Origin of the sequence: Ezakiella coagulans, assembly GCF_003096635.1 — a bacterium.
GTDB lineage: Bacteria > Bacillota > Clostridia > Tissierellales > Peptoniphilaceae > Ezakiella > Ezakiella coagulans.
On record NZ_QEKV01000005.1, the window covers coordinates 64,517 to 85,736 of the forward strand.

Genomic DNA, 21,220 nt, shown 5'->3' on the forward strand with positions numbered 1-21,220 from the left:
ACCTCCTTAAGCCCTTATTTATTTATATACCCATCTATATTTTTTTATAACATGTGGCTGCGATTTATTTTGTTGTGTGCATTTTTCAAAATATAAAATGCCACATTTTACATCAATTGCCACCTAAAATGCTTCCATTAAAAAAGCGGCGCATTTTTATCGCCGCTTATAAATTATCTCAAATATCTTTGGAATTTATCTTGAATGATTTCAAGATTTTTAAGTTGAACATTAAATATAATAGTTCCTTCGATACTGTTTGTCATAGAATTGATATACTCAATTCCGTGTGACATATAGAAGTTTTCGTCGCGAATGAACGAGTTACTTGCACATAGAATATCAACATATGACCACATCGACGGATTTATATCTTTGTAGTTTATGACACTCTTGTCGTTTCTCCTAATATAAGTTCTGTCGATCAAACGTCCGAATGCTTTGTTCGTTACAGCTGCAACTTCCTCTCTTGTGATCGGTTCATTTGCATTGAACTTTGCATTTCCGTTTGTATAAATTTGGAGCCAGCCTTCTTCATAAGCTGCTTCAACTTCTCTTGTAGCCCAGTGATTTGCTTTGAGTCCCATTCTATTTCCGTCAGCATCTTTAAGTTGTTGGAATCTCTTAAGAGTTGCAATCCATTCAGCTCTTGAAATCTTTTCTTCCGGTCTGAAGTATCCGTCGTCATAACCCTTAAAGACATTTGCTTGTGTGGTAATAACAATTGCTTGTGTGTACCATTTTTGCTTTACGTCTTTGTAGTTTATCGGATATGCTGGATTGTACTTGTAACCGTCTTGTTTCAAAGCATTTGCCAAAATTTGTGCCGCCTCAGCTCTTGTAAGTCCGTCGTGCGGTCTGAACTTTCCTTCGAAACCTTGCATGAATCTGACTTCTTTGAGTCTTTGGTTGTCCTTTATCTTGATAATCTTTTCAACAATCTTTTCTTTTTCAACGATTTTGTCTCTGTAAACAATTCGAGTATTTGTTTCTCCCGGTCTTTGAACATAAACTTTAACCGTTACAGTTGAACTTGTTCCGTCTGTATAAACAACTTTAACTTCAGCTTGTGTTCTATTTCCCGCCTTCGAAACATCCGGTTGATCTAGAATTGTTACATAGTCAATTTTCTTTCCATCAGGTGGCGTGATTTTACTTCTATATTCATCCTCATTCGGAAGAACATTGACGTCTGTAACAACATAGTCCGAGCCCGGCTCAGGAATGTCGGCTTTGTAGTAGTAAGCTTTGATATATGTGTCTTCGGTGAAACGATCTTCGATAACATCTCTATATCTCGTTCCTTCTCCACTTTTAGAATCTGCTTGCCAATAATCAAACAGCCATACTCTGTTGTCTTTGTCGTCCTTTATACCTTTCGGTTTTTCGGTTGGAATTTTGACCATTCTGTCCGGATTTACCCAGTAAGTCTTTACATAGTAAGAATCTCTTGTTGCAAGTTCTGTTGTATCAACAGTGACCTTTACAAAGTTATCCGGTACATCCGGCTTCTTGTTTGGATCTGTTTGTTCAACAACGTCACCACTTACATTGTAAATTACTGGAACTTCTTTTACTTCTCCATTTGGATAAATAACTTTAATTGTTGTTTGTTTATTTTCTCCAGGTTCTCTTGTGTCAGGTTCTGTTCCCGGCACAAATTCGAATTTAGTTCCCGGCGGAAGATTGTCCTTGTTTTTAGGATCTTTGTCATTGTATGGGTTGTTGATGAAGTCCTTTGGATCTGGTGTATGTCCTTGTGGTATCCATTGGTCATCTTTAGCTTGAGGTTCTACATTCTTATCTTGTTCATAAGTTGCTAGTATTGTAGATTCTTTTGCTGTGAAAGTATCTGTAATTTCATTTTCATAGAACTTCTCAGGATTGCTTCCTACTAATTTCCATTTCTTGAAATTGTTTGTATTGGTTACACCATTTGTATCAGTTTCAGGTTTTCCTGTTGGAGCAAGTATGCCTGGTATAGTAACTGTTACACCTGGCTTAACCCAAAATACTTTTGTAAACATCGTATTTGGAGTTGCCTTGTCTGTTGTGTCTACTGTTACCTTTACATAAGAGTCCGGTACTAATGGTTTGTCTCCATCTTCTACACCAATTTGTGGAACTACATGGTCAACAACTGTAAGTGGTACTTCAACTACAACAGTCTTGCCATTAGGATACTTCACTTCTACTTTTGCAGTAGTCTTTCCTGGATTATTTACATCAGGTTTACCATCATCAGTGTAATTGATTTCTGTTCCTTCTGGAAGTGGATTGTTTTCACTACCTGGAATGTTCTTAATCAAATCTTCTGCATTTGGTGTATCACCCTTTGCTGTTACAGCGTCTTTCTTTGGTACTGGTGATGGAAGCACTTCTCCCATGTCAACTTTTGTAGAGTACTTAGCAGTGATCTCTGTTTCTTGAGTAAATTGTCCATTGATATTTTCATCAGTCCAAGATGCTATAGTGCCTCTTGTTACTGTCCAGCCAGTGAATGTGTAAGTGTATTCGATTTCGTTAATCTTTTCTTTCTTACCTTCTGGCTTGTTTATAATTGTAACTTCCGCTTTTGGATTTACAAAGTAAACTTTATCTGCCTTTGTTTCATCTGTAGCCTTAGCTGTTGGAATAAGTTTAACAGTAACATATCCATCTGGTTTTTTAGTATTCTCGTCTATTTTTTCAATTACATCAGCTAATGGTTTGAATGTAAATGTATAAGTCTCATCAGCAGCGTACTTCTTGGATTCTATTATTGGATTCCAAGTTCCGCCATCTTTTGTATAACCTACATTTGCCTTCTTAGTAATTCCATTGGCTGTATTTGTTAAGTCTATATCAACATTTGGTTTTACATAGTAAACTGTCTTTCCTACCAATGATCCATTAGAATCTGCTAGGAATGTCACTGTAAAGTATCCTTCTGGTTTATCACTACCATCAGTCTTTTCTTGCTCAATAATATCGTCTAACGGATCATATTGTGCTGTAATAATTGTATTAATAGCAGTAAATGTTTGAGTTAATTCTTCGTTCCAATCTCTAAACTTATATCCAACAGAAGCATTTACTTTTGGTGCAGGTACTGTTACTTTTTTATTAGGATTTACATAATAAATAGTCTTGCCTTCTAATTCGCCATGATCACCCTTAACAAATGTAACTGTTAAGTAGCCTTCTGGCTTATCGCTTCCATCAGTTTTTTCTTGTGGAATTACGTCACCCTTTATATTGTAAAGAGCTTTGATTACGTCGCCGTCATCGTACTGGATCTTCTTGTCGATTGGTGTATCCCAGTCAGCAAAGTCATATCCTGTGTTAGGTGTAACATCTGGTGCATATGGTCTTAATACATGTGCCTTATTAGGATTTAGATATACAAGCTTTGTCTTTGTATCAGCTGTATCTTTTATCTTACCATTTGCTTCTGTGCTAAATGTAACTGTGATGTATCCTTCTGGCTTCTTATTTTCTCCACCTTGAGGATTGTCCTTTTCAATTACATCAAGAAGTTCTTCATATTGTGCTGTAACTGTTATATTGTCTTTAATTTCTTCAGTGTCATTTCTATCCCACTTAGTAAACTTGTATCCTGTTTCTGCTGTTACTGTTGGTTTAGCAATATCTAAATTGCCAAGTTTTATACCAGCCTTTGGATTTACATAGTAAACAGTTTGTCCCTTTATCTCTTTACCATGTTCACCCTTATCGAATGTCACTTTTACATAGCCATCTGGTTTTGCATTCGCTTGCCCAGTGCCATCTGTTGATGGAATGATGTCGTCAAGTTTCTTGAAATTACCCTTAACAGTTGTGTCTTCTGTGTACTTCTTATCTGTTGTAGTGTCTTTATCCCACATAACAAACTCGTAGCCTGTATCTGCTAAAGTCTTTGGTTGTGGAACTTTTACTTCTTCTTCTGGATTTACATAGTAAACTTTTACCTCTCCAGCACGAATGTCTCCACCTCTACCTTCAATTACAAAGGTAACTGTCTTGTAGTCAGCTGGTTTTTTGTTTTCTGTTCCATCTGGATTTGTCTTTGGTATGACAGCTTTCAAGTCGTTAAAGCTTGCTGTGATAGTTGTTAAGTCTTCTTTGTAAACTGTTGGTCTTGTAGCATCTTTATTCCATCCTCCAAATTCGTAACCTGTCTTCGCCTTTGCTGTTGGCGGATTTATAGTTACATATTCAGTAGGATTAACATAGAACTTTGTAACGCCTTCAAGCATACCCTTATTTGCGTCTTCAACCTTAAATACTACTTCCTTGTAGCCTGTTGGTTTATCGTTAGGAGTTCCATCTTCTTTTGTTTCTGGTATAGCTGTGTCAAGCTTAATTGCCTTTGCAGTTACAAGCACGTCTCTTGTGATTTCAAGATTGTCATTCTTATCCCACTTGTCAAACTTGTATCCAATCTCTTCACTGTATCCTGGTTTTACAAGTTCTGTATCTCCAAGCTTTTTACCCGCATCCTTCTTAACGTAGTATGCTTTGAATTCTTTTAATTCAAGACCATTGTCCACAGCGAATGTAACTCTTGCATAAGTGTCATCTGGTCTTGGAGTTGGGTCGGTAGCATTTGGATCGTACTTAATGATTGTATCATCAGTCGTCCATTTTGCATAAGCCGTGGTATCTTTTATTAAGGTGATTTGATCGCCGACTTTATAGTCTTTACGATCGATTATCCAGCCTGCAAATCTTGCATCTTTCTTTTCAAGATCACCTTGGTGTGCAAGTCTTACACTTGTACCGTAGTCAACTGTCACCTCAGCAGGTGCTGTTCCTTTTGTAGCTCCATTTGCATCATAAATTAATTTAACTTCCTTAGGTTTGAATATCGCTATATGAACTCTACCTCTTATGATAGGTGTATCAGCGTCAATCGCTGTATGCCACTTCTCGAATTGATACTTATCATTTGGAGTAGTGCTTGGTACAGCAAGTTGTTTATCTGTAGGTGCTCCACCTTCTTCTAAGTTAGCAAGCTTAATACCTTTCTTAGGATTTACAAAGTAAACTATCTCTGTTTCATTCTTTGCTGGATTAGTTTTGTCTTTTTCATATTCTATGTTACCTGTTATAGTACCATTGCCATCTGTTTCAAAGATGATTACTACATAACCTGCTGGAGCTGTATCAGCTGGCCCCGCTTTAATTATATCAGGATGTTGTTGGTACTTTGCTGTTACAACTAAATTTGTAGTAATAGTAGTTGTAAGAGGCATATCCCAGCTGTCAAAGTAGAAAGTATAATCTGGTACTATATTTATAGCTCCAGGCTTAAGATCTTCTAGCCTCTTGCCTGCATTTGGATTAACATAGAATGTTGTTTGTCCATCTAGCACACCATGATCTCCCTTTAGGAAGCGAACTGTTGCATAGCCTTCCGGCTTAGGATTAACTGTGCCGTCAGGGTTCTTTGTATTGATTATATCATCTAGCTTTTCAAAAGTTCCTTTTACTGTTGTGTCTGCTCCGTATTGTCTTGCTTTAGTAGTGTCTGGTTTCCACTCAACAAATGTGTATCCTATATACACCTCTATATCTGGTGGATCTATCGTTACTAATTTATTTGGAGCTACAAAGTAAGTGATAGTTTCTCCAGCTTTAATCTTTCCAGCATCTTTGCCATCTTTCTGTTCAAGTACAAAGTTAACTGTTACATAGCCATCAAGTTTCTCTGACTCATCAGGCTTTGTCTTAGGTATAACGTCTTTTTTCGGATTAAAGTTTGCTGTGATTGTTGTGTCCTTTTCATATCTGATAAAGTTATCCAAGCTAAAGAATTTATCGTCACTGCTCCATGAACCGAACTTGTAATCTGTATTGCCTTCAGTTTCTGGTGCATCTAATTGAACATACTCGTTAGGGTTTACATAGTAAACTAGCTCTGCAATTGGATTGCCATTCTTATCTTTTATTTTACCATTTTGACCCGCCTTGAATGTAACTTTTACATAGCCATCCGGCTTATCATTTGGAGTTCCATCCTCTTTAAGAGCTGGTATTACAGGCTTAATTGCTTCATACTTTGCAATAACAAACATGTAACCTTTTATCTCTGTCTCATCATCCTTGTCCCAGCCACTGTGCTTCCAACCTGTGTCAGGTGTTATCTTAGGCTTTTGTAAGTCTTTAATCTTCTTACCCGCCTTTGGATTAACAAAGTATTTTACTTGTCCATCAACTTTGTTAGCGTGTTCTCCTCCTACGAATAGTACTACAACGTAGTCTACCGGTTGCATGTTAGCAGATCCATTACCATTTGTTGCTGGTATGATATCATCAAGCTCTTTGAAGCTACCGTAGATAATTGTTTCTTCTTTATATTGTTTTCTATCTGCAGGATCAATTTTTTCAGCAGTAGTATTAGGTTCAAATCTCCAGCCATCAAAGATATATCCCGTGCCATCTACGGTCTTAGGAGCTTTAAGTGAGACTAATTTATCTGGATTGACATAGTAAGTTTTGACTTCCTTGTCTGCAATCTTTCCTAAATTTCCAATTATTTCAAATGTAACCTTTACATAGCCCGCCGGCTTATCCGATTCATCGTCTTTAAGCTTTGGATATACATCGTCCTTTTGATTGAACATTGCTTTTATAGTTGTATCTTCTGTATATTTTATAAAGTTTTCTATGCTGAATTCGCCTTGAACATTTTCCTTGCTCCATGCCACAAAGTCGTAGCCTGTATTGCCTACAGGTTTAGGTGCATCTAGTCGTACATACTCATTAGGGTTTACATAGTAAACTTTTTTATCTATCTTTGTATCATTCTTATCTCTTATCTCGCCGTTCTTATCAGCTACAAAAGTAACTGTTACATAGCCAGTTGGTTTATCTGATCCATTAATATACTTTTGAGGAATTACAGGATCTAAATGAGTAGCAGTAGCAATGACAACTACATCTTTATCTTTTATCTCAAGTGTGTCATCCTTATCCCACTCTTTAGACTTATCATTCTTATAACCAGTCTTAACAGCAAGGTTAGGTTTTACAAGTTCTTTATCTCCAAGCAATATACCTGCATTCTTCTTTACATAGTATGCTTTATTTTCTGTAAGAGTGATGCCTTCTTGTGCTGCGAAGCTTACCCTCACATAGCCATCTGGTCTTTGCATTGGATCGGTAGCACTTGGATCGTATGGAATTATATTCGCTTCTTCATCATATGTCGCTGTGATAATTGTTTCAGGATTAGTAAACTTCGTAGGAGTTTTTGGATTGTAAACTGCTCCACTAGCATCTGCACCCATCTTCCACTCTTTGAATGTGAAGTATTGTTTGCCTACTGGTTTTGCAACCGGTATCGTTACTTCCACTTTAGAGTTAACCCAGTATACCTTAGCTCCATCCAAAGTACCCTTGTCTGTTTCTACAAAAGTAACTTTTACAAAGTAATCTGGTACTCCATCCGGTTTGTCGTTACCTTCTTGAGGTATTACATCTTCAGAGTATATCGCTTTAATAGTAGTATCTCTTACAAATTGATGTCTTGGATTTTCTGAAAGTTTGTATTCAGTATCTGTTCCGTCGATTATCCACTTGATAAACTTGTTAGGGTCAACTCCTGTTGGATCATTACCTGGTATTACAACTTTAGCATCTGGATTGACATAGTAGTAAGTCTTTTGTGGATCAGTAGCCTTAGTTGTTGGGTCTACTGTAACCTTTACATATCCATCTGGAACGTAGTAAGGTTTTTCTGTCAATGTCTTTGCTTCGTAGATGTTCTTGATAACCTTAACCGGTATCTCAACAATTTGGCTTGTTCCATCCTTAAAGCTTACTCTTACTTTTATTTTTTCAATTCTGCTTGGCATGCCATCGTTGTCTTTTTCTTGTAGCTTGTCATATAATGCATCCTTTAATGCATCATCGTTCGCATAAGCTTTGCCTGCATCATCGACTATAGCGATCTTATCCTCAGTACCTAATGCCATCGCTTTGCCTTTTGCATCTTTTACTTGAACGGCTTCTTTAAGTTTCTTCTCTGTAAGCTCGCTAGCAATAAAGTCGTTAACCCATGTGTCACCATCTTTATATGATTCGTGAACTACAAGCTCATTTGTTTGAGAGAATCTTGGACTAATGACAGTAACTTCTGTGAATTTATGACGCTTAGTAAAATCGAATTTTCCATTGGCTTCTTGATTTTCATTTTGTGCTTCTTTGTCTGCTGTCCAGTTTATGAATGAAGTTCCATCAGCTTGAAGTTCTGGGATTTCTACCCATGCATTCTTGTTTACATAGTAAACTTTGTTGTCTTTGTTCTTCAATTCCCCAGTAGGTGCAACTGTAACCATCACATAGTTTCCAGTTACATCCCTCAAGTCGCCCTTTTCAGCTTCAGATAGGAATAATGGTTTTTCTCCCGTTGTTAAAGCTTCATAGACATTCTTGTAAACTTTAACAGGTATGTCTAATTCTTGAGGTTCTTTTTTATCAGGGAAAGTAACCTTAGCCTTGATGTTTACTGTTCTAACAAGTTCGTCTTTGTCGAGAGCATTCTTTTCATTTACCAAGTTATATACATCTTCGTCTGTCTTTAGTTCATTGCCGTCTTCATCGAAAAACTCAATTTTTGTTCCTGTTGGAAGTGGTTTTACAACATCTTTTTCCTTCCATTCAAGCTGTTTATTTAAATCTTCAATCTTTGGTGCAAAGTCATTTGTCCAAGTATTATTAGGGTCTTCGAAAGCCTCTGTAATTACAAGTCCCTTTGCTGATAATCCTGACCATTCAAATTTTGCTGTGAATACATAATAATCTTTTTTTGTATTTTCTATAATTGTATTTGAATTTAATAATGGTTTTTCGTCCCACTTGATAAATTTCTTTCCATTGTCAGGTGTGATGTTATACTTGCCTTCTTCTTTGACAACACCCTTTTCTAATTCTTGAGGAACTACTAATAAATCTGATTTAAGTCCCTTTATTACATCGTAGTATAATTCTGTCTTTGGATTTCCATTTTTATCAGTAAAAGCTCCACCCTTGTCTGCCTTAAAGGTAATTCTTACATATCCTTCTGGAGGCGGTTCATTCCCTGGAACATCTATAACTCTCACATCTTCATAATAGAAGAATATTTCATCAAGGCCTGTTCCATTGATACCTTTAAACTCTCCTGTAGTTTCATCTAAATTGTAGAAAAGTTGTTGTTGTGGGTCACTTGCAAGCTTCCAGCCTGGTACGTGTCTGTAATTTCTTGCATCATAGTGACGGTTTCTACTTGCAACTTCTTCTTGAGGTATTATGCTGTTAGTCTTAAGAATAGCTTTAATAGCTTCTTTCTTTGCATCGACAGTATCCGTATTTTTAATTATCTCGTCAATTTTGTCTTTTGCCTTTTTGTCAAGATAATTTACCTTGTAGTCACGAGTTTTAAAGCGTCTGTAATAGAAATGGAATTCATTGAACTCTGCTTTTTGATTAGGTTTAGAATTTCCATCCTCACCCAAAATAAATAGCGGTTCAACTTTTAGGGAGTGGATGTCAGTATTGTCAAACTTATGATGCTCATTGTACTTAATGTAATCTTGCTTTACTTTATTTTCATCTGGCAAATCCATAAGTTCTTCATGAGGCATCAATATCCAATCTTGATTTTGTTCTGTCGCAGTGGCGGCAGTATAATATTTTGCACGAGCATCTTCGATTACAAACTTCTTTGGCTTTATTATTTCATTTCCATCTTTATCAATAAAGTGATGATATACAGGAACATCTATTTTATTGTTTGCAAGCCAAATAGCTTTTATATATACATCGCCAACAACATCATTGCCAAAAGCATAAAGTTCAGGCACGCCATATTTATTTCTATAACTTGTATCTACGCTGCCATCTTCATTGTGTCTAATAACTTGCCAACCTAAAAAGTCATAACCCTTTCGTTTAGGTGCTTGTACCTTATTAAGCTTTTCTCTATGGTTTACTGTAAAGATTTGCTTGTTACCATCATTTGCTTCTTTTACTGCAGACTTATTTAAATTGTGGTACTCATTTCTTCTAAAGATTAAATCTTCAACAGTAATATTTTTCATTGTTCCGCCATCTGGGTCAATAGTTACCTTCCATTTATAGTCAGGTTCTCCCCACTTGGCAAAAAGAAATTGATCGTAATGAAGTTTTGTTTCATTGCCGTCTTTTAACAAGTTTTCACCGGCAGGATCTGTAGCCCAGCCTTTAAATTCCCGGTTTTCAGGCACCCAAGCCGGCCTTTCAGGTTTTTTATTTGTGTCTAATTGCAAGTCATTTAATGACATTTCATAAAATACATCAAAGCGGTTTATGCCATCTGTGTATTCATTGTCGTTTTTAATCGTCTTAGGGTCATTATTTAGTTTTAACTTATACTTGTTACGAGTGTAGTTTGCATGATTGTAGGCATTTACCCCTTTAAAGGATTTTTTGCCCCAAGGAAATTTGTCGATGTATTCTATCTTGTCGGCGTCGCTTCTAAAAGGCGTTTTCTTATTTCTCTCTGCATTTAATTCATCAAAAGTTTTATATGCGTCCCAATTTCCAACATGACCTTTTTTTAGTCCTATCCATTCTGCCGGCCTTCTCTCTTTTTTAAGAGTAAAGCCTTGAAGATGAGGCAAACCGAAGGCATACTCGACTGTACTCGTATCGCTCTTCCAATAGGACATATCATAATCTATTTGTTCCTTGCCTTCAAAATCGTCCTTTATAATATCAATGTGATGGACAACAGTTTTTTCATAGGATGTCGATCCTAGGGAAATCTCATATTTGTCCCTCTCTTTTGTTTTGTTTTCTCCTATAGGTATTTGATCTGAGTGACCAAATCCCTCAAACTCTCCTGTTCCCACTACATCTTGACTGTCGATAAAATCTTCTGCACTTAAACGATAAGGTGGAGTATCGCGATAAGCTTGTTCACCCGCGTTATTGTTAATTGTCCAACCTATTAGGCCGGTATCTCCTTCTGGATCACCACTACCAGGCGGAAGATTTGAAACTTCCGGATCCTTTGGCCATATTTTATCCAAGCTTTGGTTGAAGCGAACATCTACTTTATAAGGAGACCCTTCTTCCCCTATGACTTTTCCATCTCTTGTTATAATCGGCCAAAAGCTACCTACTAAATCAAACGCCTCTTCATTAGCAGCTGTAAAGTAAAGGGTATATACTCTGCGGTCGTAGTAAACATTGTAGACCGTTTCCCCTGTAGACAAGACGGATTTTTGAACGTTTGGGTCTTTTTTAGAGCGGTTTTGCTTCTTAGTCAAGTCTTCATTTAAAAAGTAATATCTTTCAAATTCTTTTTTATCATCTTGGGCCTTTCCCAAGCGTCCGTCATTTAAGTCAGGGAAGGTGATGCCGTGGATATCTAATTTAGTGAGGTCCGGCCTTAATCCTGTGTCGGCATCCTCAACTCTTCTTGAACCTATATAGTCATAGCGATCACGCAAAGGAAGAGTGTCGTCTTTATCGTTGTAATCCGGCTTTTCAGTCCAAAACTGAATAAGGTAATCGGCTTTTGGAGCATCTTTCCAAACAGCTGTGAAAACAAGATCTTTTGCCGGCACTATTAGATTTGCATCCAAATCTTTAATTGCATTACCTGCGCCATCTTTTATAATTTCATTTGCCGCAAAAGTTTTAGCTACATTATTAACTGTTCCCTTTAATTCAGTTGATGGTTTCCATCCAAGAAAAACAGAGCCTTTTTTTGTTGGTACTTCTACTTTTGGAATTACTTGTCCATAATATAGAAGTCTACTATCAAGGTCTGAACCCCCATCTGTGTCATAATCTATTTCGTATGCGTTACGGTTATAGCGATATTCCACTTGAAAACCGCCTGTGTTTTCCGGCACCATACTTGTTAATTTATCAGCTTCCGGTGTAAAACCTTCAATTAAACTTTCATCTAAGGGTTGGATGTCTAATATGGAACCGGTTCTACCTGTAACTAGGCCAAAATGGTCTTCAACCTCGCCATCTTTTTTTCCATATTCGTTAAAATCTGTCAAACTTTGGAATACATGCTTTACATAGAATGAACTTTCCTTCGCTTCATATTTATATTCTTTATTTACTTGCCATGTATCTCCTGTTTTTTCTCCAGTTTTGGCTGCATCAACTATACTTTGATAAGTTATGTCAAAGGATTCTTGTGGCTTTTCATATCCCTTTAAAGCCGGTAAATTTATAGTTTTATTTACCTTAGCTTGTTCTTCCGGTGTTGCATTTGCTCCGACACTTGCCACATAGGGTTGATAATTAACCTTCCATTTGTGATCCTTTTGAACTAAATAGTCTGAGTATAAAGTATAAATCTCAGGCATTTTTGGATCTTTTATATAATCCGTTGCCTTGTCAGTCTTCGCCGGTGTAACCGGCTTTACATTGTTAATATAAGTGCTTTTTTGTACACCTATATTATCGTAGTTTAGCTGTGCTGACATTGCTTGCAGTGGAAATGCAGTGATGAGCATTATAAGTGCAAGTGCAAAAGCAAGTAAACGTTTTGTTTTAAATTCCTTTCGCATAAATTATAATCTCCTTTCAAAAATAGTTTCAATTTATTATTGAATTTCATTATTACCTATAATATATATTATACCATAAATTATATTAAACTATTCATATAAAACCTAAACAAATGGCTTTAAATGCAAATTCTTTCACTTTTTTATTGTGCAATTAATTTTAAAATCAATCTTTACAAAAAACGGATGCAATAATACAAAATATTTAACAAAATACTTTAAACTGTGAATCGGAGTTTATTTCCAATACACTTTCGGAAAATTCGACGTAAGCACTTCAACGATATTTTCAACTCCGACAATTGCAAAGTGAATTATTTTTTCGTTTTCAATATGCTTTGCTTCTTTTTTGAGCTCGAGAATCTTTTTAGAGTTTTCCGAGTACAAGAACGGATAGTAATCCTCCGGATTTTCAATCCAAAACTCCGGCTTATAGCTCTCCGCTGTGTTTATATAAAGATAGACCGTGCTTTCAAAAACGAGTTTTATTATTTCGCAGTTATCATTTTCGAGTTCCACAACAAGTCCTTTGTCATTCCAATTTATATTCTCGACATAAAGTGCTCCGCACGAGTAGTCTATTTTATATTTTTTAAAGCCTTGCATATAATTCCATCACCCTTAACTAAAATTATCCGTTATATTTACCCATTTTTTAATAATCATTTTTTTATTTATTATTGCAGTTGTCAAGACAATTGCATTAAAAAAGCCCCACATCTCGTCTCCGAAATTTGGGGCGATCATTATTTTTTCGCTTTTACAAATCCACGTGCAATCGCTTCTTCCTCAGTTCTAAAAAAGCAGACATTCACAACGCTGATCTTATCGTAGCCTTGCATGCCCGGAAGGTGGTATTTCTTCGAACTTGCATTTCCTTTTATATATCCTTGTGTCGTGTCGGCGAAGTAAGTCTTGCCGTTTTGTTTTCTTTCGATTTTCGTTCTGTTTTCCGGAACGAATGTGCCGAATTGAAGACCCCAACCTTCGACTTTGTGCGTGCTTACAACCGCACCGGTCGGAGCAGGTGCCCACATGCCAAGTTTGTTGTTTATCGCATCGGTTTGCAATTTATCCAAAATGTTTTGGTATTTTGTGTCAGGTGCATAAGTTTTTGAAGCAGCCATTCCGCTTGCAACCATTTTTCCGTTCAGCATATTTTCTCTGACAGTATTTTCGTTTATTTCGATTCCGTTCGGTGAAACGAGCCAAATATATCTGAGAAGTCTGTCGTATTTGTCGACTTCGGACACATCTTTTTCGAGATAGACGGTCTTGTTTAAAATTGCGTCTTCTGTAAATTTTTTCGATGTGTTTCCGTTCGGCGTGCTCATTTCCGGTGCATCGATTCCAACAAAACGCACTTTCTTTTCGGCACCATCGATGTCTACAACAATTGTATCGCCGTCAACCACATTTTTTACAGTCGCTTTTTCAAACGAAATTTCAGTTGCAGCAGGTGGAACATATCCTTCTCCCACAATTGCGGTCTCATTCTTTTGGTCCCAATCCACTTTTTTACCGAAAACTTCAGCTATAACTCGGAGAGGCACGAACGTTCTGTCGCTTATGATTTGCGGTGCGACATCCATCTGTTTCTTTTCGCCGTTTAAGACATAGTTCATATCATTTATCTTAAAAACGACCGAAATGTTTTGCGCCTCAATTGTGACCGACTGTTCATGTTCGTTCCAAACCGGAGTAAGTCCCAAACTCTCCGAAATCATTCGAAGCGGAACGACGGTTCTGTCGTTTACAATTTGGGGTGCGACGTCTCCCGTCACATAGTTTCCGTCAATCCACAACTTTACATCTTTCGCGGATGCAGTTAATGGTACCAGCATCAAAAACGCCGTTACCATTAATATTTTTCTATATTTTTTCATTATTTTAATCTCGATTCGAAATATGGTTTTAAAACCTCCGGAATTTCGATTGTGCCGTCTTCTTTTTGGTAGTTTTCAACGAGTGCGGCAAATGTTCTTCCGACTGCGAGACCGCTTCCGTTCAATGTGTGAACAAATTCAGCTTTGCCCCCGTCTTTCGGACGATATTTTATGTTGGAGCGTCTTGCTTGATAGTTTTCAAAGTTCGAGCAACTCGAAATTTCAACATATCTACCGTAGCTCGGCATCCAAACTTCGATGTCGTATGTCTTTGCACTCGAGAATCCTAAGTCTCCGCCGCAAAGTGTGACAACTCTGTACGGAAGTTTCAACAAATCCAAAACTTCTCTTGCATTCATCGTAAGCTTTTCGAGTTCATCGTATGATGTTTCCGGTTTTACAAATTTTACGAGCTCGACTTTGTCGAATTGGTGATTTCTTATGAGCCCCCTTGTGTCACGACCGGCACTTCCCGCTTCCCTTCTGAAACAAGGAGTGTATTCAGTAATGTAAATCGGCAAGTCATCTTCGCTTAAAATTTCACCTCTATACATGTTTGTGAGCGGCACTTCTGCAGTCGGCACGAGATAGAAGTCATCTCTTTCGAGTTGGTACATATCTTCGCTGAACTTCGGAAGTTGCCCCGTTCCAATCATGCTGTCGCGGTTTACCATAAAAGGCGTGCTCATTTCGGTGTAACCTTGTTTTTCGGTGTGAAGGTCGAGCATGAATTGTGTCAATGCACGTTCAAGTTTTGCACCGAATCCTTTAAAAATAGAGAATCTGCTTCCCGTAATCTTGTTTGCCCTTTCAAAGTCGAGCCAGTCGTTCATAGTTCCGATGTCCCAGTGTGCTCTCGGCTCAAAATCGAATTCACGTGGAGTTCCTACCTTTACCATTTCGATATTTTCCGAGTCATCGTTTCCTCTCGGAACGCTTTCGTGAGGAAGGTTCGGAATTTCCAAAATGACTTCTCTGATTTTTTCGTCAATACCTTGAAGCTCTTCATCGAAACTCTTGATTTCGTTTGAAAGCTCCTTCATTTCCTTAAAAATCTCTTCTGTGTCCTTGCCTTCTTTTTTCATCATCGGAATTTTTTTCGAAATTTCGTTTTGATATGCTTTCTTTTCTTCTACAACTCCAATTATTTCACGTCTTTTTTCGTCGAGTGTTTTAAGTTCTTCTAGAGGATATTCCTTGCCTCTGACCGAAAGACGTTCCTTTACAAATTCATAATTATTTCTAATGTCTTTAATGTCTAACATCTTATTCTCCTTTTTTTATATATCTAATATTATTTCCAAAATATTCAACCAGCTTCACAGAGCCGGTAATTCTACTGAAAATTCTGTCGTGATATCTCTTTGAAAGCTGTGTCAATTCAAAATTTGTGGAATAAATGACCGGCTTTTCGAGTCCCGAGCGGTAGTTTACAATGTCAAAAAGTGCCGAAGCTGTGTACGGCGTTGCGAGTTCCGTTCCAAGGTCGTCGATCACCAATAGGTCCACATCTTTTATAAGCTGATACTTTGTTTCACCGTCGCCGGTATTGTTCGAATAGTCCTTTTCTTTAACCGCATCCATGAGTTCAACCGCAGTCATATAAAGAACTGTAAAACCACGTTCTCTGATTCTGTTTGCAATCGCACCGGTTGTAAATGTTTTTCCGGTGCCACTTTTTCCGAAATACAAAAGTCCGCTTCCCTTGCCGGTAAAACTCTCCGCATATTCTTTTGCCTCTTCGAGTTTTTCTTTCATATAATCACGAAGTGAAATCTTGGCTCCCGGCATAATTTTGTCCGAAAAAATTTCCAGATTATAATTTGCGAAAGTTGCATTTTTTATTATTCTGCTTGACTCACCGACTTTAAAATATTCCTCTTCCAAAAGATTTTTAAGGCAGTTGCACATGCTTCCATCGCTTAGATAGCCGCGGTCGCCGCAAATATAACAGTCGTGAATCGGCTTTAACTCCTCGCGTATGCCATATTTGTCGATGAGAGCTTCTTTCTTATCTATGAGTTCATCAAAATATTTTGTATTTATTTCGCCGCCCATCATCGCACCGACCATATAGTCACGAGCGTCGCTCTCGAGCTTTAAAATGTCAGGATATTTCGAAAGAACCTCGTTTTTCTTTTGAATGCTGTCGTGCGAATTCTTCTCACGTCGCCCCTTCAGCTTCATTTCAACCTGTTCTCTGATATTCATCTATAAACCCCCTCTTAAACCGAGAAGTTTTTTCAGTTCATCGTCGGAGTATTCGTCAGTCTGCCTTTCGGTCGTCATATAATAGTCGTCGAGTTTCGAAGTTCCGCCGCCCGACGGTCTTTGCGGTCTGTTTTCAATCGCCGCCCTCGCCCCTACGAGATCCGTCACGCCCTCATCGTGCCATGCACGAAGGACTGCGTCAACATATCTGACATTCGGTTCTCTGATGTTTACCGTTTGTGCACACGCAAGCGAGATTATATCGTCGCTGTATCCGAGCTCAGTCTTCCATTTTTCAATCATTTCTTTGACCGGCTCCGTCATTTGCGACTGTTTGAAATTCAAGGATTTCCGTACAATTTCCATCGTACTTGAAATCATATTTGTATTATCTATAACATCATCGAGATTAGTGTAACCAGCATCATACCAGCGTCTTAAAATGCCCTCTACATAATCGAGATGCTTTACACCTTGTTCATCGTAAGCATAACTGAGTGCATGAAGAATCATCTCAATCGACATGTGATAAGTCTCGAGCCATGTGATAAATTTCTTCTTTTCCTCCGGAACGAGAGATCTCCTCACAATATAGTCCGCTTGACGGAACATCTCTCTTATCTCCGGATTTCTGTTTGCTTCAATAAGTTTCATTTCCGGGTCCTCAGTCTTTTGCGGAACCGTTGTCACGATATTTTTTAGCGTGAGCGAATCCGGATCATGAAAAATCATGTCCCCGTCTTTCATCTCAATTAGACCCATGTTCATCCAATAGTTTATCGCACTTTCTATTGTATCATCCTCCATATGAAGGCTCTTTGCAAAATCCTCTTTGGTCATTGCAATGCTTTCCTTGCAAAGATAATACGCATAGAGATAAACTTTAACAGCATCTCCTGTCGCATCCTTTAAAAATGTATTGAAAAAAAGATTACTTATTGACGTCCTTCTTGGTATTAAATTTTCTGATTCAATAAATCTCAAAATCTCTCCCCCAATCTACAAAGAAAAATCTTCGTACGAAATTTTCATTTTCCGCATTTTGGATAATATGCGTCCCTTTTTGAAGACAAAAAACTTTTCGTCACCTTTGGAAATCTGCCACCTCTCGCCGTCAAAAATTTGGTAACCGCGACCCACGACTTTAAATCCCAAAGACTTATAAAGTCGAAAAGCTCTCTCGTTGAACATGTCAACAGTAAGAGTCATCTCGTCAAAACCGTAGTCGTCAAAATACATTGCGAGAAATTTTTCCATGATTCGTTTTCCATAACCGCAACTTTGGAAATTCGGATCGAGAACAAGTCCCAAAACCGATGTTCCCTCGTCCATATCGATGTCCTTCGAAGATAAGTATGCGATAATTTTCCCCTTGATAGAAGCGACAAAATATCTCCTGTCCTTCTTTTCGGTCTTCTTTAAGTACCAATAACCGCATTCGGTAAAACTCCTCGGCCAAAAATCATAACTTATTAAAAGAGGATTTTTATTATTTCCGAAAGAGCGCATCGAAAGTACATCCTTAATATTCATTTTCCGAATTTTTATATCTTCATTCATGTTTTAATTATATCAAAACGTGCACTTTTTTACAATATGAGAAACTTTGCGACCTGTGCTCGAAACATAAAAAATGAATGCAGAGATAAATCCGCATTCATATAATTTAAAATTAAATTGTGAGATCTCTCAAAGAGTCCATGTCGAGAATTCTTATCGCCCCTTTTGGAAGCAGTTCAATATATCCCATGTCTTCAAAATATGAAAGCTTTCTTGTGACTGTTTCTCTTGCAAGACCGGTGTAACTTCCAAGCTCCGTTCTGTTCATGTGCGGACTTATTAGAAAACTTCCGTCCGGTTCCCTCTTTCCGCTCATGTGAACTAAATCGATGAGCCCTTTTGCAACTTTCATGTCGCCGTTTATAACGCAAAGTCTGTCGATGAGCTCTTCGGATTTTCTGATTCTTAAAAAACTTTGAATTAGCATTTCTCGCAAAAAGTTTTCATTGTGAATCAACAAATCATTATAAATTTGTTTCGAAATCTTAATAACTTCACTCTCGGTGAGAGCAATTCCATTGTAGACATATTTGTCGGCGGTCAAAAGATTAAGCCCTCCAACAAAGTCTTCTTTTCTATAGATATATAAAATTTGTTCGCGTCCGTCCGACAAATCCATCGAAATTTTCATCGCGCCGCTCTTCATAATATACATAAAATTCGCTTCGTCCATGTGATGGAAAATATAATCGCCACGTTTGAACTTTTGTATTTCAAGATTTTCGCTCAAAAATTCTTTGTCTCTATCATTAAGATCATGAAGCAAAATCGTCGAATCTATAATCTCCCTTTTTATCATGAGAACACCTCCGTCATAATACTATCTATATTATATATTAAAATCAATATTATATCAATTTTTTAATAAATTCATATTAAATTTGATTAATATCTTATTTTATTGGCGGCTTGGGTATATAAAAGATGGAAATTATATTTTTAATAAATTTAAACACTTGGAGGAATTTATGAAAATTTTACATGTTTTAACGCAATTGCCGGCAAAAACGGGAAGCGGAGTATACTTTTCAAATCTAATCGAAAGTCTTAACAATCTCGGAATTGAAAATGCTGCAATTTTCGGAACCGAAAAAAAGCATCATGCACTTATAGATGTACACGCAAAAATTATTGAACCGGTTTTTTACGACACGCCTGAGATGCCGTTTCACATTTGCGGCATGAGCGATGAAATGCCGTATGACTCAACAATATACAGCGAAATGTCGGAAGAAGAAATCGATGTTTTACTAAAAAATTTCAGGGAAAAACTCGAAAAAATGAAAAAAGAATTTGACCCCGACATAGTCATCTCGCACCATCTTTTTCTCCTGACCGACTTGGTTCGAGAAGTTTTTAACGACAGAAAAGTCGTCGGCATTTGTCACGGCACTGACATAAGGCAGGTTTTAAAACACGAAAAATTTTTAAAAAGACTCACACACATAAAAGACCTCGATGGGGTTTTGACCGTCACTCCGGCGGAGCACAAAGAAATCGAAGAAATCTTAAAAGTGGACAAAAATAAAATTCATCTCGTGGGCGGTGGCTACAACGAAAAAGTCTTCTATCCTCCAACCGAAGCGAAGAAGGACGAAAAAATAAGGATTATGTACGCCGGAAAAATTACGGAATCAAAAGGGATTTACGCCCTTGCTGCAACGCTTCCTTATATCGAAAAGGAGCACAAAAATGTTGAGATTCACATCGTCGGCAAGTCCACCAAAGAAGAACGCGACAAATTGATGATGGAGGCAAACTATTCGGAAGGGCTCATGATCTATAACGCCGAAAACCAAAAACTCATGGCGGACCATTTGAGGGAAAGCGACATATTTGTCCTGCCGTCGTACTTCGAAGCCTTGGGACTCATTGCGGTCGAAGCACTCGCATGCCACAAACTCGTTGTCGCATCGGACATCTCGGGACTGAAAAAACTTCTGGGTGACGAACTCATAAATACCGGCATAATAGAATTTACAAAACTCCCTCGTATCTATGACGTCGACAAACCGTACACAGAAGACATACACGCATATGTCGAAAGACTTGCGGAAAATATCTTGAAACAAATCGGGAGAATGAACGACGGAATATTTACGGAAGAAATTTCCGAAAAAATCGAGAACTTTGCATGGAAAAATATCGGAAAAAGAATTTATGAAATTATAAAATAGAATGAAAAAGCCGCAGCGTTTGCTGTGGCTTTTTGCGTGCGGATAAAATATTAATTATCTCTATTTATCCTTTAACATTTCTCTTCTCTCTTTAATCAATTGTTCCATCTCTTGTAAATCTTCTTCAGTTGCGTGGTTTCTCAAAAAATTCATTGCTCCCGTTCTGTACCTTAAATATATTTCAAATTTTGTTCCATAAGCATTTTTTCTAAATATTTTTTCATTCTCAAGGCTATATCTTTCTTATCTTCTATACTACTTGATAGAAAGATACTAAAATTTATGGTAGAAGCATGCTGAATCTTCCAAATCCCAGGCGCCTTGTTTTACATAAAAATTATAGGCTCGAGAGTTTTTTAAAGTTGTAAAAAACGCACCACTTATACCTCTTTGCTGCAATTGTTTAATACTTGTTTGGTAAAGTTCTTTTGCCAGACCTGTCCCCCTATATTTTTCAGCAATAAAAAACTCATCAATATAAAAAGTTGATTCAGAAGTATATCTTCTTATATGACCAATTATTGCACCAATTATTTTATTTCCATCGACAATTACATTGCCAAAAAATTTTGAAAAATCTGAAATGTCGTTTAAGGATTCCAGGGCTGTTTCAACTGTCCATTTATCATTCCAAGGTGGAGCATTATAGACGTCCACCATTAACTTTGCTAATTCTTCTAAATCTGATTTTGATATTTTTCTAATTTCCAAATTGTTCTCCTTGTGATTCTTTACTTAAATTTATTTTATTTATTATTATCGTATATCAGTCACATTTTTTAAAATGTTATTTCTAGAACTTCTTTTGTGTCACAACTTTCGTCATACCTTTAAAATTTTA

10 protein-coding genes are annotated in these 21,220 nt (G+C 37.3%); 1 reads left to right on the plus strand and 9 read right to left on the minus strand.

The window, feature by feature from the left end; all coding sequences use genetic code 11:
* Positions 1-173: 173 nt before the first annotated feature.
* From C7381_RS05065 to C7381_RS05100, 8 genes are all read right to left on the minus strand, one after another.
* On the minus strand, positions 174-12,545 hold the full coding sequence (locus C7381_RS05065) for an InlB B-repeat-containing protein (RefSeq protein ID WP_245893762.1): 12,372 nt from the start codon (positions 12,543-12,545) through the stop codon (positions 174-176).
* Between the two features lie 237 nt (positions 12,546-12,782).
* Positions 12,783-13,151 (minus strand): hypothetical protein, encoded by a 369-nt coding sequence (locus tag C7381_RS05070; RefSeq protein WP_116480131.1) that lies wholly within the window; start codon positions 13,149-13,151, stop codon positions 12,783-12,785.
* Positions 13,152-13,291: 140 nt separating this feature from the next.
* On the minus strand, positions 13,292-14,431 hold the full coding sequence (locus tag C7381_RS05075; protein ID WP_116480132.1) for a stalk domain-containing protein: 1,140 nt from the start codon (positions 14,429-14,431) through the stop codon (positions 13,292-13,294).
* Positions 14,431-15,696 (minus strand): serine--tRNA ligase, encoded by a 1,266-nt coding sequence (serS, locus tag C7381_RS05080; protein WP_116480133.1) that lies wholly within the window; start codon positions 15,694-15,696, stop codon positions 14,431-14,433. Before serS ends, C7381_RS05075 begins: the two co-directional genes overlap by 1 nt.
* Position 15,697: 1 nt before the next feature.
* Complete coding sequence (locus C7381_RS05085; RefSeq protein ID WP_116480134.1) at positions 15,698-16,642, minus strand: ATP-binding protein; 945 nt, start codon at positions 16,640-16,642, stop codon at positions 15,698-15,700.
* Positions 16,643-17,626, minus strand: a complete 984-nt coding sequence (locus C7381_RS05090) for a DnaD domain-containing protein (protein ID WP_116480135.1) — start codon at positions 17,624-17,626, stop codon at positions 16,643-16,645.
* Between the two features lie 15 nt (positions 17,627-17,641).
* On the minus strand, positions 17,642-18,175 hold the full coding sequence (locus C7381_RS05095; protein ID WP_165803602.1) for a GNAT family N-acetyltransferase: 534 nt from the start codon (positions 18,173-18,175) through the stop codon (positions 17,642-17,644).
* 139 nt (positions 18,176-18,314) lie between these two features.
* On the minus strand, positions 18,315-19,001 hold the full coding sequence (locus tag C7381_RS05100; protein WP_116480137.1) for a Crp/Fnr family transcriptional regulator: 687 nt from the start codon (positions 18,999-19,001) through the stop codon (positions 18,315-18,317).
* 169 nt (positions 19,002-19,170) lie between these two features.
* Here C7381_RS05100 and C7381_RS05105 point away from each other — a divergent pair, with 169 nt between their 5' ends.
* Complete coding sequence (locus C7381_RS05105; protein ID WP_116480138.1) at positions 19,171-20,379, plus strand: glycosyltransferase family 4 protein; 1,209 nt, start codon at positions 19,171-19,173, stop codon at positions 20,377-20,379.
* A 273-nt stretch (positions 20,380-20,652) separates the two neighbouring features.
* On the opposite strand, the gene C7381_RS05110 is transcribed toward C7381_RS05105, so the two are convergent.
* Positions 20,653-21,090 carry a GNAT family N-acetyltransferase gene (locus tag C7381_RS05110; protein WP_116480139.1) on the minus strand — a complete coding sequence of 146 codons (438 nt, stop codon included), beginning with the start codon at positions 21,088-21,090 and terminating at the stop codon, positions 20,653-20,655.
* Positions 21,091-21,220: the final 130 nt, after the last annotated feature.

Coding starts and splice junctions, on each gene's coding strand:
- C7381_RS05085 (WP_116480134.1), bottom strand. CDS start 16,642: ATGAATATCAGAGAACAGGTTGAAATGAAGCTGAAGGGGCGACGTGAG.
- C7381_RS05075 (WP_116480132.1), bottom strand. CDS start 14,431: ATGAAAAAATATAGAAAAATATTAATGGTAACGGCGTTTTTGATGCTG.
- C7381_RS05105 (WP_116480138.1), top strand. CDS start 19,171: ATGAAAATTTTACATGTTTTAACGCAATTGCCGGCAAAAACGGGAAGC.
- C7381_RS05070 (WP_116480131.1), bottom strand. CDS start 13,151: ATGCAAGGCTTTAAAAAATATAAAATAGACTACTCGTGCGGAGCACTT.
- serS (WP_116480133.1), bottom strand. CDS start 15,696: ATGTTAGACATTAAAGACATTAGAAATAATTATGAATTTGTAAAGGAA.
- C7381_RS05100 (WP_116480137.1), bottom strand. CDS start 19,001: ATGATAAAAAGGGAGATTATAGATTCGACGATTTTGCTTCATGATCTT.
- C7381_RS05095 (WP_165803602.1), bottom strand. CDS start 18,175: ATGAATATTAAGGATGTACTTTCGATGCGCTCTTTCGGAAATAATAAA.
- C7381_RS05065 (WP_245893762.1), bottom strand. CDS start 12,545: ATGCGAAAGGAATTTAAAACAAAACGTTTACTTGCTTTTGCACTTGCA.